We start from the raw sequence: 14,113 nt of genomic DNA, 5'->3' as shown, positions 1-14,113 counted from the left end.
GCTCGCATGTCCGACCGTCCGGTACGCCGCCAGGCGCGCGGCCTCAGGCGCATGGCCGAGATCCTCGACGCCGCCGAACTGGTCATCGCCGAGGTGGGCTACCCCGACCTCACGACCAACCAGGTGGCGACCAGGGCGGGCATGTCCCCTGGCTCGCTCTACCAGTTCTTCCGCAACAAGGACGAGATCCTCGACGGCCTGGTCGCCCGCTACACCGACGAGCGGCGCGAGTTCTGGGCCGAGCGCATGGCCTCCGTCACCCCCGACATCCCGCTCGAGGCGCTGGTCGACTCCTTCGTCGACGAGAGCGTGGCCTTCAAGGGCAGCTCGCCCGCCTACTGGGCGCTGCTGTACGGCTCGGCCACGGGCGACAGGCTCGCGGAGGCCTCCCAGCGGCTGCACGCCGCGATCGCCGAGCAGGTCGCCGAGATGCTCGTGCGCCGCTCCCCCGCTCTCGACAAGGACAGGGCGCTGCTCATGGGCACGATGGCGGTCTCCATGGTGAAGGCCGTCATCCCGCAGAGCTCGCCGGAGCTGGTCGAGGAGCTCAAGGTCATGCTGGTGGGCTACCTGTCGGCCGCGTGAGCGAAGGGCCCCTCCACCTCGAAGGTGTGCCCGTCGACCCCTGCGGCCTCGCCGCCGCCTCCTGTCAGGGCGGTGAAGTAGAGCCGCCGCCCGTCGGGTGAGAACGCGGGCCCGATCAGCTCGCGGCGGTCGTCGCCCGCCAGCCGCAGGAACGGCGAGACCGCTCCTCCCTGACCGACCAGGGCGATCTCCCCTTCGCCCGCGACGAACAGCTCGCCGTGCGCGGCCCTGACGCCGCTCACCGTGTCGAGACGCCCCGTCTCGGCCTCGTACGCCCACAGGCGGCCGTCGCCCTTGGTGGCGAAGTAGCAGACGCCGCGGAGGTAGTGGCAGCCCCCGCCCCTGTCGAAGTGCGCGGCGTCCTCCACCTGGTGGCGGGTGGCCATGGTCAGCGCGGCGGGCGAGGGCACGGCCCGCCACGCGCCCGAGGTGGTCAGCACCTCCAGCGCGCCCTCGGTCAGGTCGCCCCAGTCGAGCGGCCTGAACCGGTACAAGCAGCCGTCGGGCTCGTCCTCGGTGAGGTAGACGACCTGCCTGTCGGGGTCGAAGGCGGCGGCCTCGTGCCTGAACCTGCCCATGGCCAGGCGGGGACGGGCGGAGCGGGAGCCGTCGGGGTCGCACTCGAAGACGCGCCCGCGCGTGATCTGCTCGCACGACAGCCACGTGTGCCAGGGACTGGCCCCACCCGCGCGGTTGAGGCTGGTGCCCGACAGGATGCGGTAGGCGTCGCGCACGTCGCCTCCGGCGCCGAAGCGCAGCGCTGAGACGCCGCCGAGCAGGGGCAGCCCCGAGTTGGACACGTAGATCCAGCCGTCGCCGTCGGGGAAGCACGCGCCGTCGCCTGGAGCCGAGTGCCAGGTCAGGCCCGCGACCCTGCGGCCGGAGCGGGCGAGGACGCGGCCCGTGAAGCCCTCGGGCAGGGCCAGCCCTTCGGCGTCAGGCCCCTGGAGCGGGCCGTACGGGCCCACCGCCACGCGCGCCTGCGGCGAGCCGAGCCACACCGACCCGGCGAACACGGCGCTCGTGCGGAGGAGAGTTCTGCGCAACATGAGGGCCTCCTGTAGACCTGGCCCAGTCGATCGCAACGACGTGAATGAAAAGGGAACCCGACTTCAAACACTACGCAAACCCTGCGCCGTCCCGGGCTGGGAGTCCCAGCATTCTCACCATGGCACCCGTGCGGCTCGCGCCGAGGATCAAGACGCGCAGGGCGCTGGTCTTCCTCGACGGCGAACCTTCTCGCAGGCTCGCGCACGCCCTGCGCCTGTGCGGATTCGACGTGCGCACAGGCGAGGCGGACGTGCCCGCGCCCGCTCTGACGCTGTTCCTGACCTCGGCGGAGCCCGGCGAGCTGCTGCTGGTCAGATGGCCTTCAGGCGCGACCTGGACCCCCACCGCCTTCACCGCGCTGATCGCGGAGTTCTCCCGCAGGCTCGGCGACTCGGCCGCCGCGGCGCTGCTGCTGGTGGTCGACTTCGGGTGGGTGCTGCACAGCGGCCCCGACGAGCCTGACGAGGCCGTGCTCGACGTGCCTGGCGATCCGCCGGTGGCCGCCGCCGCGCTCACCGCCTCCCTCACCGGCGGCGCGGCCCGCCCCAGGTCCGCGCCCCCGCTGACCTCGCTGCTGGCCGAGGGCCTGCTGTCCAGGCGCGAGAGCGTGACCGTCGCCGACCTGTACGGCCTGGCGAAGGCGAGCTACGAGGAGCTGGGCTCGGGCCTTCGCGCGATCATGTTCAGGCACGGCGACATCGAGGACGTGGCCGTCAGCGCGGGCCGTACCGCGGGAGAGGCCGCGCTGGCCGAGACGGCGGCGCGGCTCAGGGCCGCGGGCGAGCGCGAGGTGCCCGAGTCGGCGGCCGAGATCGTCTCCCGCGTCCACGATCTCCATCTCGGCGAGCCCGCCAAGCGGCTGCTGCGCCTGACGGGACTGCTGGGCGAGGACGAGCGGCTGAGCGAGGAGCACGCCGAACTGCTCGACGCCCGCGCGGGGCTGGAGGAGCTGCGCGCGTGGGGGCTCGCGCCCGATCCGCACCGCGCGGTGCGCGAGTTCGGCAGGTCGCTGCTGTCGTCTGACGAGGCCGAACGGCTCGCGTGGCGCCTGCGCCGCCTGCGGGCGGGGCGGGCCGCCGTCCAGCCCAGGGCGCGGCTGACGCCCGACAGGTGGACGCTCGACGACCGGCTCGGGCACGGCGTCTACGCCGAGGCGATGGCGGCCTTCATCCGCCACCCCGACACCCAGCCGCCGCTGACGATCGGCATCAAGGGCCCGTGGGGCGTCGGCAAGACCTCGCTGATGCGGATGGTGCAGGAGCTGCTCGACCCGGGAGCGGCGGGCGAGCGCCCGATCGGGCTGCGCCTGCTTCGCCAGGGGCGCGGGGCGCGCGGCGTCACCAACGCCGAGGTGATGAGGCGGGTACGGCGGCCGCCGTCCGTCTCGGCCGACGAGGCGGTGCCCGACGCCGACGCCGACTGGCGGCCGACGGTCTGGTTCAACCCGTGGATGTACCAGAACGACGAGCAGGTGTGGGCCGGACTCGCCCACGAGATCATCAGCCAGATCACCCATCGCCTGCCCCGCGCCGAGCGTGAGCGCTTCTGGCTGGAGCTGAACCTCAGCAGGATCGACAGGGAGTCGGTCAGGCGGCAGGCCTACCATCTGGCGCTCACCAGGCTCGTGCCCGTCGCGCTCGGCCTGACCGGCACGCTGGTGCTGTCGTCCGCCTCGCTGGCCGCCGAGTCGCTGCTGCCCGAGCTGAGCGGCACCGCCGCCGCCATCGCCTCCACCGGAGCGCTGGCCTCGGTCGTGGCGGGGACGCTGCGGATCTCCAGGTTCCTCGGGGAGTCGGCCGGCGGCAGCTTCAGTGGCCTGGTGCGCCCGCCCGACCCCCTCGGCCTCGGCTCCGACCAGGGCTACAGGGGCAAGACGGGCTTCCTCCACCTCGTGCAGGCCGACATGCGCAACGTGCTCGGCCTGGTCGCCACGCCCCGCCGGCCCCTCGTGGTGTTCGTCGACGACCTGGACAGGTGCTCGTCGGGGACCGTCTCGCAGGTCATCGAGGCGATCAACCTGTTCCTCGCGGGCGAGTTCCCCAACTGCGTCTTCGTGCTGGCGATGGAGCCCGACGTGGTGGCCGCGCACGTCGAGCACTCCTACAAGGGCCTCAGCCTGCCCGAGGGTGTCGGCTGGCGCTTCCTCGAGAAGATCGTGCAGCTCCCGCTGAGCGTCCCGCGGCTGGACGAGGGCGACCGCCTGCCCGACTACCTGCGGGCGCTGCTCGGCCTCTCCTCGGACGGCACGCCGCCGCAGCCGCCGCGCTGGGCGCCGCCGCCGCGCCCGCGCCCTCCCAGGGAGGCCGCGGTCGACAGGGTGGAGGCGGCGATCAGGGAGCTCGCCCCGACGCCCGCCACGTTGGAGGAGAGCGTCAGGCGCGCCCAGCTCGCGATCGGCGCCAGGCCCGAGGAGGTACGGCGGGCCGCCGACCGCGTCTTCGGCGACCTCTACAGCGACGAGAACGCCTTCCTCGCGATCGAGGCGGCGCTGCCGGGGCTGGACCTGCGCAACCCGCGCGAGGTCAAGCGCTATCTCAACGTGTTCAGGTTCTACTCGTTCATCACCTACAGGCGGCAGCTGGCCGGGGCGCCGCGCACGCCGGACGCGGCCGTGGCCAAGCTGGCCGCGCTCACGGTCAGGTGGCCGCACCTGCTCTCGACCCTGACCAGCGAGGCGCACAGAGGCGCCACCGTGCTCGAACGGCTGGAGCGGGCGGCGCTGCGCTGCGACGGCGACGCCTGGCTGCGGGCGCTCATGGAGGCGGAGCTGGCGGGCTCGGGGGCCTCGGAGAAGGCGCTGCGCCAGCTCCTGGCCACCCGTCCCGCCATCGCCTCACTGGCGGAGGACCTGCTGTGATCAGCGCTGGGCCTGGAACATCCAGTGCTGCTTCTCGACGTCCTGCGTCACCGCGATCAGGATGTCCTGGGTGACGGGATCGGGCTCGTCCGTGGCGGCCACCCGCTCACGCATGCGCCTGATGACCCCTTCGAGGATGTCCGTGAACGTGGCGACGACCTTTCCGTCATCGATCCACCCGTGCTCGGGCTGCTGCACCTTCGTCGCCCCCGCGACAGTGCCCGAACGCCCGTCAGGGTTGATCCCGAGGGCCACGGCCCGCTCCGCGACGGTGTCGGTGTGCTGCCTGGCCACGTCGACCAGTTCGTCGAGCTGGAGATGCAGCGGCCTGAAGTGGGGTCCGACGATGTTCCAGTGCGCCTGCTTGGCCACCAGCGAAAGGTCGATCAGATCGACGAGCGCTCCCTGCAGAGCGTCCGCGACGACCTTCTGCGCGTCGCCCGAGAGCGGTCCTGTGATCCTTGCCATGAGCTGCGTTTCCTCTCGTCGTTTCGACAATCGGTCTCACCTGAATGAACCCGGCAAGCGGGCCGATTCTTCCCATCCTTGACACTGTCATGATGACACTGTCACCATGACAGCATGAGCGAGACCTGGACGATCGCCGAGCTGGCCGACCGCGCGGCAGGCCTGCTGCGCGCGTCGGGGCAGCGGGCAAACGGGCGGGTGCGCGAGGTGCCCAGCGAGCGCCTGATCAGGTGGTATGCCACGATCGGGCTCCTGGACCCGCCGCTGACCAGACGCGGAAGGGTGGCCCTCTACGGACGCCGGCACCTGTTGCAGCTGGTGGCCGTCAAGCGGATGCAGGCCGAGGGGTCCTCGATCGCCGAGATCCAGATCGCCCTCGCCGGCGCCACCGACACCATGCTCGCCCAGGCCGCCGGCCTCCCTCTCGACCCGCCCACGACCCCTGTCCCATCGCCACCCGCTCCATCCACTTCACCCCTTCACCCGCTCGCCGCCCCTCCTCCCCCTGCCCCGCCGCTCTCGGCGGCTCCACCGCCGTCGGCCGCGCGGCCGACGGCCGCCGGGCCGCCGTCGCCACCAGCCCCCGGCCCGCGGCCATCGCCGCCGGCCCACCCCGCCCGCGGCCCCCAGGAGCCGGGCGTCTCCGAGAGCGCCAGGCCGAGGTTCTGGGCCAGGCGGGCCGAGTCCCCGTCGTGGCCGGTGCACGGCGTGCGGCTGGCGCAGGGCGTCACCCTGCTCATCGACGGCCCAGGCCGTCCCCCCACCGAAGACGATCTCGAGGCAGTCCTCGCCGCCGCCGGACCGCTGCTCGCGGTGCTCGAAGAGCGCCGCCTCCACGAAGGGAGCGCGACATGAAGATCATTTCGCTGGACCCCGCCCAGTGCCTGCCCGAGCCGGACGCCGGCATGGGGGCGCTGCGAACCGAGCGCGGCAACCTCCCGCTGGAGAGCGTCGACGTCGCCGCGCGCATCTCGGGCCTGATCGCGGGCGTGGAGGTGGCGCAGGGCTTCCGCAACCCGTTCGACGTCACGCTCGAGGCGACCTACGTCTTCCCGCTGCCGGACAGGGCGGCCGTGACCGCGTTCACGATGGAGGCCGACGGCCGGGTCGTCGAGGGCCTGCTGAAGGAGCGCGGCCAGGCCAGGGCCGACTACGACAGAGCGCTGAGCGAGGGCAGGAGGGCGGCGCTGGCCGAGGAGGACAGGCCCGACGTCTTCACGATCACCGTCGGCAACATCCTGCCGGGTGAGCGCGTCACGGTGCGCCTCACGCTGAGCCAGCCCCTACCGTACGAGGACGGCGCGGCCACCTTCCGCTTCCCGCTCGTCGTCGCCCCCCGCTACATCCCCGGCTCCCCCCTCGACGGCTCTCCCGCGGGCGGCGGCGTGGCCCCCGACACCGACGCGGTTCCCGACGCCTCCCGCATCACCCCGCCGGTGCTCCTGCCCGGCTTCCCCCATCCGGTACGGCTCTCGCTGCGCGCCGACGTCGACCCCGCCGGCCTCGAGCTGAAGGAGATGGCCTCCAGCCTGCACCTCGTCCAGCGCGAGGGCACCACGGTCGAACTGCGGCCCGGCGAGCGCCTCGACCGCGACTTCATTCTCCGCCTGGCCTTCGAGGCCTCGACGGCGCTGCTGCTCGACGGCGAGGGCGCCTTCCACCTGACCGTCGTGCCGCCCGCCGTGGAGGAGACCCGCGTGCCACGCGACGTGGTGCTCCTGCTCGACCGCTCGGGCAGCATGACGGGCTGGAAGATGGTCGCCGCGCGCAGGGCCGCCGCGCGCATCGTCGACACCCTCACCTCTGACGACAGGTTCGCGGTGCTGACCTTCGACTCGGTGGTGGAGCAGGCGTTCGAGGGGCTGCGCCCCGCCTCCGACCGCAACCGCTACCGCGCCGTCGAACACCTGTCCCGCGTGGACGCCCGAGGGGGCACCGAACTGCTCGCCCCTCTCCACCAGGCCATCTCGCTGCTCAGCACCGCCTCCGCCGCCGAGGAGCAGCCCGCCCCCGGCGCCGCAGGGCGCGGCGGCCCGAGGGATCGCGTCGTGGTGCTGGTCACCGACGGCCAGGTCGGCAACGAGGACCAGATCCTCGAACAGGCGGGCGGCGCGCTGTCGGCGATGCGCGTGCACGTCGTGGGCATCGACAGGGCGGTCAACGCGGGCTTCCTCGGCAGGCTGGCGGGGCTCGGCGCAGGACGGTGCGAGCTGGTCGAGTCGGAGGACCGTCTCGACGCCGCCATGGAGCAGATCCACCGCCGCATCGGCGCTCCGCTGGTGACCGATCTGTCGCTCAAGGGCCTCGACCTCGAGCCCGGCACGGTGAGCCACCTGGGCTCGATCTTCCCCGGCGTCCCGCTGACGGTGTCCGGCCGCTACCGCGACGCCGCCCCCGCTCAGGGCACGGAGGCGGTCACGATCCATGGGCTGGCCGGTGGCAGGCCGTGGGAGCAGACCGTTCCCGGCACCGTCGTCCGCGACCCCGCCATCGGCGCCGTCTGGGCGCGCGCCCAGCTGCGCGCTCTCGAGGACGGCTACGCGATGGGCGAGCACGACCTCGAACAGGAGATCGTGCGGACCTCGACCACCTACGGCGTGCTGTGCCGCTTCACCGCCTACGTCGCCGTCGACACCCGGCAGGTCGCCGACGGCGCTCCCGAGCATCGGGTGATCCAGCCGGTCGAGCCGCCGAGCGGCTGGGAACTGCCCGCCATGCCCGCCGCCTCCGGCATGATGTTCACGACCATGGCCGCCGCCGCGCCGCAGGCGCCAGGGGGCTTCGCGCCCGAGGCCTCGGCGCTCGAAGCCTTCGGCGGCTCCGGCGCCGTCCGCGCCGCCGGCCCTGCCCCGCGCTCCGGGGGCATGCCCAAGCTGGGCTTCGGCAAGGCGGTGCCGCCGCAGGCGCCCGTCAGGCACCGGCTCGACGCGATCCTGCCGCAACTGCTCGCCGAGCTCGAGCGACTGAGGACCGTGACCACCGGCCGTCTGGAGTACCTGGCCGATCTCGGCAGCCGGCTGGCCGCCCTCGCCTCCTACCTGGGCGGCCACGACGAGCTGTCCGCCCTGGCCCACGAGCTGGAGGCGGCCGAGCGTCCCGGCGCCGACGCGGACGCGCTGTGGGCGCGCGCGGTCGAGGTCCTGACCCGGCTCACGGGCGGCGTCCCGGAGGCGACCGAGCGACGCCCGTTCTGGAAACGCGGCTGACCGGACGGCACGGAGGCCGGCTGCGCGTCCACGGGGCGCGCAGCCGGCCGGGGCCGACCCGTTGAAATCAGGGCCAAGGGAGGACCAAACACAGCCGTTGTTTTCCACCAGCCATGTCACTCGGTTCCCCTGAACCTCAAGCCCGACATCACACCGCAGAAGCCATCAAAGACACCGAATAAGGTGGCATGGTGAGCACACTTGTCCTGGATGGCGGCCTTGCCACCCACCTCGAAGCCCTCGGCGCCGACCTGCGCGACGAGCTCTGGTCGGCCCGCCTCCTGCTCGAAGACCCCGACCTCATCCGTCAGGTCCACGCCGACTACTTCGCGGCCGGCGCGCAAGTGGCCACCACCGCCAGCTACCAGGCCTCGCTCCCGGCGTTCGTCCGCCGTGGCATGACCCGGCAGGAGGCGGCCCGCCTCATCGCCCTGTCCGTCGATCTGGCCGCCCAGGCGAGGGACGAGGCAGGTGGCGGCCTGGTGGCCGCCAGCGTCGGCCCCTACGGCGCCTACCTGGCCAACGGCGCGGAGTACACCGGCGACTACGACCTCGACGAGGACGGCCTGCTCGACTGGCACCGTCCCCGATGGGAGATCCTCGCCGAGGCCGGAGCCGACCTGCTGGCCTGCGAGACCATCCCCTCCTTCGCCGAGGCCAGGGCGATCAGCCGCCTGCTGAAGGAGACCCCCGAGGTGAAGGCGTGGATCGCCTTCTCCTGCCGCGACGCGCAGCACCTCAACGACGGCACGCCCATCAGGCAGGCCGTGTCCGTGCTGGCCGACAGCCCGCAGGTGATCGCCGTGGGCGTCAACTGCACCTCGCCGTCGTACATCCCCGGCCTCATCACCGAGCTGACCGGGTTCACGGTCGTCGTCTACCCCAACTCGGGCGAGACGTGGGACGCGGAGGCGCAGCGCTGGCGTGGCGTGGCCGACGCCACGGAGTACGGCGAGGCCGCCAGGCGGTGGCAGGAGATGGGAGCCGCGCTCATCGGCGGCTGCTGCCGTACGACGCCCGCGCACATCAGGAGGGTGCGCGCCGCGATCGCCGCGTGAGCCAGGCGGTCAGCCGACCGACTCGCGCCTGGCCCGCTCCATCTCGATCCTGGCGCTGGCGGCGTATTTGTCGACGTACTCCTGGCCTGACAGCTCCATCAGCGCGTACATGATCTCGTCGGTGACGGCCCTGAGGACGAGCCTGTCGTCCTCCATCCCGTAGTAGCGGGAGAAGTCGAGCGGCTTGCCGAACCGCACGCCCGGCCTGATGCCGAACTTGGGCAGCGGACGCCCCGGAGGCATCATCTCGAAGGTGTTGACCATCGCCCAGGGGATGACAGGGGCCCGTGACTCCAGCGCGAGCCTGGCCACGCCGGTCTTGCCCTTGTAGAGGCGGCCGTCGGGCGAGCGGGTGCCCTCGGGGTAGATGCCGAGCACGTTGCCCTCGGCCAGGATGCGCTTGCCGGTGCGCAGCGCCGCCTCGCTGGCCTTGCCGCCCGAGCGATCGATCGGGACGGTGCCCACCCCGCTGAAGAACAGCCGGGTGAAGAAGCCCTTGAGCCCGCGCCCTGTGAAGTAGTCGGACTTGCCGAGCGAGATGACCTTGCGCGGCAGGTGGAGCGCGCCGAAGAAGTGGTCGGCGAAGGACAGGTGGTTGCCCGCCAGGATGACCGGGCCGTGACGCGGCACGTTGTCGAGGCCCTCGGCCCACGGCCTGAAGACCAGATGCAGGAACGGCGCCAAGATGGCCTTGACCACCCAATAGAACACCTGGCCACCCCTCCTTAGAATTGGTCGCTCATCATCTTCGCATCTCGGGGGCGAACCTCCTACACCACCACTCGCGCAACTCCCCCATATCATGCGACGATCGGGCAAATCGGGGATGATTTCCCAACAAGGAGCGGTTATGCCGGTCATGCCAGGTGCTGAGCCGTACCGTCACGAGGCCGGACAGGTCGGCGTGCTGCTCTGCCACGGCTTCACCGGCACGCCGCAGTCGCTGCGTCCGTGGGGCGAGCATCTCGCCGCGCACGGGCTCAGCGTGTCGCTGCCCAGGCTGCCGGGACACGGCACCACCTGGCAGGAGATGAGCCGCACCCGCTGGGAGGACTGGTACGCCGAGCTGGAGAAGGCCTTCGAGGACCTTCGCGGCCAGTGTGCCGAGGTGTTCGTGGCGGGGCTCTCGCTGGGCGGCTGCATGGCCTTACGGCTGGCCGAGGTGCACGGGGCGGGCGTCAAGGGCGTGATCGTGGTCAACCCCTCGATCGCCAACGACGTGCCGCTGCTGCGTCTCGCGCCGGTGCTGAAATGGTTCGTCTCGTCGGTCCCGGGTGTGGCCAACGACATCAAGAAGCCGGGAGCGGTCGAGCTGGCCTACACGCGCACCCCCGTCAAGGCGGCGGCGACGCTGCCGTGGCTGTGGTCGAAGGTGCAGGCCGATCTCGACACGCTCGTCTGTCCGGTGCTGGTGTTCCACAGCCCCGAGGATCACGTGGTCAAACCCACAAGCGTGGCGATCCTGCGCGAGCGGGTCGCCGGAGTGACGGTCGAGGAGCTCCCCGATAGCTACCATGTTGCGACGCTCGACAACGATGCCGACAGGATCTTTGCCGGGAGCCTGGACTTCATCAGGACACACGCCTCGGTACCCTTGCAGAGGGACTGATCGCTCCCAGGGGGAAAGTGCGATCTTCGTGAAGGATGTGACGTGACGCCACAGAGTGACGAGGACGAGGTCTGGCGTCAGATCGTCGCGTCCTACAACCAGCCGGACTCGGCCGAGCAGCCGTGGCCCGACAGCGAGAACCTCTCGCTGGAGGAGCCCGAGCCCGAGCCGACCCGCAGGGTGGTCAAGGCCTCCGAGTTCGAGGACGACGAGCCCGAGTCCGAGCCCGAGCAGGAAGAGGACGAAGAGGGCCACTACGTGCCCGAGCCTCCTCCGCCGCTGCCCAAGGTCGACCTGACCACCAAGCTGGCGTGGGTGGCGCTGTTCGGCGGCCCCGCCTACCTGCTGGTGGCGGCCATGAGCGGATGGGACATGCAGGGGTGGGCGCTGTTCACCGCGGTGGCCGCCTTCATCGGCGGCTTCGTCGCGCTGGTGGTGCGCATGGGCGACGGCCCGCCCAACGACTCGGGCTGGGACGACGGCGCGGTCATTTAGCCGACGACCGCGCGAAGGCCTCGACGACGTCGGTGTAGCGGTCGTTCGCGTCCACGATGTGGCCGACCGCCCACACCCCGCCCGTGCCCGGCAGGTGGGTCACCGCCTGCAGCCGTACGCTGCCCCTGGCGGCGTCGGGGCCGCCCCTGATGATCTCCCAGCGACGCTTCTCGTAGCGCAGCAGGTAGGCCTCCGCCTCGTGGTCGGGGTCGTATCCCGAGATCCAGAAGCGGCCCTTGCCGTCGCCCGTCACGCCGTAGAGCCTGGCGCGCGAGCTGGGGAGCTCGGCGCGGGTCCACCGCTTGCCGTTCCAGGTGAGCACCAGCGGCGTGACCACGCCCGACTGGCTGTAGACGCCGCCCACGGCCATCGCCCGCTTGCCGTCGACGTGGATGTCGCGCAGGTAGCCGCCTGGGATGGGCGGCAGCGCCATCGAGCTCCACTCGCCGTCGGACTGGCGCATGATCAGCGGCGCCTTGCCGGTGTCGCCGACCGCGAAGGAGCCGGAGACCGCGTAGAGCGCGCCCTCCTCCTTGGTCTCCTGGAAGGTCCACTTGCCGTCCTGCCCGGTGAGCAGCAGGCCCCTGCCGTCGCGGCTGCCGACCGCGACGACCTTGTCCGTGCGCGCCTCGAGGCCGCCGAGCCAGTCGCCTGCCCGCATGCCCGGCACCCTGACCCTGTCGAGCCCGCTCGCGTCGCCCCTGCCCAGGTACGGCAGGCCGTCGTGACCGTCGCCCAGCGCCCACACCTGTGAGGCCGAGACCGCCGACACGGCGCGCAGCGGGCCTGCCCCCGCGACGTCGCGGATCGGCACCTCGGTCCAGGCGGTGCCGTTCCAGCGGCCGACGGCGCCGCGGTTCTCCCACACGTCCCAGATCTGCTGCTGGCCCACGGCCCACACCTCGTCGGCCGACAGGGCGTCGACGTCGGTCAGCGAGCTGTCAGCGCTGAGGCGCACGCTGGTCGAGCGCTGCCACGCCTCGATCGGCGGGCGGGCTGGCTCGGCGTGCGCGACACCGACGACGGGCAGGCCGGAGATGATGGTTGCCACGCACAGGGACAGCGCACGCCGCCGAAGGCGACGGGTCATGACCAAATGGTACGGCCCAGCGGCGCGTACCCGCGGCTTACCCCCGAACTAGCCGCGCCACCACCGGCAGGTGGTCGGTGGCCGCCACAAGGTCGGCGGGATCGGCCTCGACGCCGCCGCACCAGGCCACCTGGAGGCCCTGAGCAGCGAAGATCGCGTCGATGCGCTTGCCAGGGCTCCTCGCGGTGAAGGTCATCCCATTACCTTTGGGCGCCCTCGGATAGCAGTCGCTCAGCCGGGCGGCGATGTAGCGCCAGGTGGTCTTGTCGTCCTGCTCGTTGATGTCGCCCGCGAGCACGATCGCGGCGTCGAACCTGGCCGCGACCTGCTCGATCATGGCGACGGCCTCGGTGGCGTGACGCAGCCGCGCCGCCTCGTCGAGATCGAGGTGGATCGAGCCGACGGCGAAGCGCGCCCCTTCGACCTCGACGACGGCGATGGCGATCGCCCTGATCTCCAAACCTAGGAAGATCTTCAACAACCTGCTCTCGGTGTGCAGCACGCGCACGCCGGGAGCGACGAAGACGGCCACGCTGCCGAGCCTGAGGCCCGCGGCGACGCGTAGCCCCGCCGCCTCGGCCAGCCTCATGCGGTCGCGCCGCCAGCCGAGGAAGCGCGGCGCCTCCTGCACGCACACGACGTCGGCGCGCATGGCGCTGAGCACCCTGATGAGGGCGGCCACGTCGTCCTTCATCCCGCGGACGTTGTAGGTGCCGACCGTGATGGTCACCCCGCGAATTTAACGCCTTCTGGCCAGATCCGCAGCGCCTACGAGGCCGGCGGACGCGCCGAGTTCGGCGAGCCTGATGTCGGCGACGGGGCGGTGGCCCCTGCCGGTCAGCACGCGCGCGAACGTCTCGCGGGTCCTGTCGATGAACAGGTCGGCCGCCCTCGACACGCCGCCGCCCACGATGAAGCGGCCGGGGTCGAGGATCGCGGCGAGATCGGCCATGCCCTGGGCCAGCCAGTCGGCCATGGAGGCGAAGGCGGCCAGCGCCGCCTCGTCGCCCTGCCTGGCCGCCTCGGTGACCTCTTCGCCCTCGATGGTCTCGCCCGCCAGTGCGAGCAGGGTGGTGGCCCGCTCAGGCTGGTTGGCCACGATCTCCCTGGTCTCGCGGACCAGGGCGTTGCCGCTGGCGTACTGCTCCCAGCACCCGAGGTTGCCGCAGCCGCACAGCCTGCCCTCCGGCACGACCTGCATGTGGCCGAGCTCGGCGCCCATGCCCCAGCGGCCGCGGTAGAGGTGCCCGTCGATGACGATGCCGCCACCGATGCCGGTGCCGACGGTGACGCACACGAGGTGGCTCTCGCCCCTGCCGGCGCCGAAGCGGGGCCTCGGCCCACGCCATCGCGTTGGCGTCGTTCTCCACCACGACGGGCAGGCCGATCAGCTCAGTGATCTTCTTCTGCAGCGGTTCCTCGCGCCAGGCCAGGTTGGGCGCGAAACGGACGATGGAGCGGGTCTCGTCGACGAAGCCCGCCGCGCCGACGCCGACGGCCTCGATGTCCTTGCCGCGCGACAGCTCCTTGACGACGTCCGCGACCGTCTCCGCCACCAGGTCGGGCCGGTCGGCGGGGGTGGGCCGCAGGGCGTTCTCGACGATGGCGCCGTTCTCGTCCACCACACCCGCGGCGACCTTGGTCCCGCCGATGTCCACACCGATCGTCAACATGTCCGTCCCAGCCTTTCCTTCC

General features: G+C 72.0%; 12 protein-coding genes and 1 pseudogene. 7 read left to right on the top strand and 6 right to left on the bottom strand.

Annotated features, from left to right (window positions below; genetic code table 11):
- The first annotated feature begins 6 nt into the window (after positions 1–6).
- Positions 7–585, top strand: a complete 579-nt coding sequence (locus FHR33_RS39000) for a TetR/AcrR family transcriptional regulator (protein ID WP_183658838.1) — start codon at positions 7–9, stop codon at positions 583–585.
- Here the strand turns inward: FHR33_RS39000 and FHR33_RS38995 are convergent.
- Complete coding sequence (locus FHR33_RS38995; protein WP_183658836.1) at positions 567–1,634, bottom strand: alkaline phosphatase PhoX; 1,068 nt, start codon at positions 1,632–1,634, stop codon at positions 567–569. The two genes, FHR33_RS39000 and FHR33_RS38995, sit on opposite strands and share 19 nt — an antisense overlap.
- 119 nt (positions 1,635–1,753) lie before the next feature.
- Here FHR33_RS38995 and FHR33_RS38990 point away from each other — a divergent pair, with 119 nt between their 5' ends.
- Positions 1,754–4,492 carry a P-loop NTPase fold protein gene (locus FHR33_RS38990; protein WP_183658834.1) on the top strand — a complete coding sequence of 913 codons (2,739 nt, stop codon included), beginning with the start codon at positions 1,754–1,756 and terminating at the stop codon, positions 4,490–4,492.
- Here the strand turns inward: FHR33_RS38990 and FHR33_RS38985 are convergent, their stop codons facing one another.
- A complete protein-coding gene (locus FHR33_RS38985) occupies positions 4,493–4,960 on the bottom strand; it encodes a Dps family protein (RefSeq protein ID WP_183658832.1) in 468 nt (155 codons plus the stop codon).
- 114 nt (positions 4,961–5,074) lie between these two features.
- Here FHR33_RS38985 and FHR33_RS51045 point away from each other — a divergent pair, with 114 nt between their 5' ends.
- The 3 genes from FHR33_RS51045 to mmuM all read left to right on the top strand — a co-directional run bounded on the left by FHR33_RS51045 (position 5,075) and on the right by mmuM (position 9,224).
- Positions 5,075–5,815 (top strand): helix-turn-helix domain-containing protein, encoded by a 741-nt coding sequence (locus tag FHR33_RS51045; protein WP_246452317.1) that lies wholly within the window; start codon positions 5,075–5,077, stop codon positions 5,813–5,815.
- Positions 5,812–8,166: a VIT domain-containing protein gene (locus FHR33_RS38975; RefSeq protein ID WP_183658830.1), complete on the top strand. Its 2,355-nt coding sequence runs from the start codon at positions 5,812–5,814 to the stop codon at positions 8,164–8,166. The genes FHR33_RS51045 and FHR33_RS38975 overlap by 4 nt, the downstream gene beginning before the upstream one ends.
- A 188-nt stretch (positions 8,167–8,354) precedes the next feature.
- Positions 8,355–9,224 carry a homocysteine S-methyltransferase gene (gene mmuM / locus FHR33_RS38970; protein WP_183658828.1) on the top strand — a complete coding sequence of 290 codons (870 nt, stop codon included), beginning with the start codon at positions 8,355–8,357 and terminating at the stop codon, positions 9,222–9,224.
- 9 nt (positions 9,225–9,233) lie between these two features.
- Here mmuM and FHR33_RS38965 read toward each other — a convergent pair whose 3' ends face one another.
- Positions 9,234–9,935, bottom strand: a complete 702-nt coding sequence (locus tag FHR33_RS38965) for a lysophospholipid acyltransferase family protein (protein ID WP_183658826.1) — start codon at positions 9,933–9,935, stop codon at positions 9,234–9,236.
- 139 nt (positions 9,936–10,074) lie between these two features.
- Here FHR33_RS38965 and FHR33_RS38960 point away from each other — a divergent pair, with 139 nt between their 5' ends.
- Positions 10,075–10,833, top strand: coding sequence for an alpha/beta hydrolase (locus tag FHR33_RS38960; protein WP_183658823.1), 759 nt, complete (start codon positions 10,075–10,077; stop codon positions 10,831–10,833).
- Positions 10,834–10,875: 42 nt separating this feature from the next.
- Positions 10,876–11,328, top strand: a complete 453-nt coding sequence (locus tag FHR33_RS38955) for a hypothetical protein (RefSeq protein WP_183658821.1) — start codon at positions 10,876–10,878, stop codon at positions 11,326–11,328.
- Here the strand turns inward: FHR33_RS38955 and FHR33_RS38950 are convergent.
- The 3 genes and pseudogenes from FHR33_RS38950 to FHR33_RS38940 all read right to left on the bottom strand — a co-directional run bounded on the left by FHR33_RS38950 (position 11,321) and on the right by FHR33_RS38940 (position 14,091).
- Positions 11,321–12,418: a hypothetical protein gene (locus FHR33_RS38950; protein ID WP_183658819.1), complete on the bottom strand. Its 1,098-nt coding sequence runs from the start codon at positions 12,416–12,418 to the stop codon at positions 11,321–11,323. The two genes, FHR33_RS38955 and FHR33_RS38950, sit on opposite strands and share 8 nt — an antisense overlap.
- Before the next feature lie 37 nt (positions 12,419–12,455).
- Positions 12,456–13,148, bottom strand: a complete 693-nt coding sequence (locus tag FHR33_RS38945; RefSeq protein ID WP_312895923.1) for an endonuclease/exonuclease/phosphatase family protein — start codon at positions 13,146–13,148, stop codon at positions 12,456–12,458.
- 9 nt (positions 13,149–13,157) lie between these two features.
- A pseudogene (locus tag FHR33_RS38940) lies at positions 13,158–14,091 on the bottom strand (ROK family glucokinase).
- Between the last annotated feature and the right edge of the window lie 22 nt (positions 14,092–14,113).

The sequence above is a fragment of the Nonomuraea dietziae genome (assembly GCF_014195505.1).
GTDB classification, from domain to species: domain Bacteria; phylum Actinomycetota; class Actinomycetes; order Streptosporangiales; family Streptosporangiaceae; genus Nonomuraea; species Nonomuraea roseola.
Note: the sequence above shows the minus strand (reverse complement) of the source record. Positions and strands in the feature narration are given on the sequence as shown.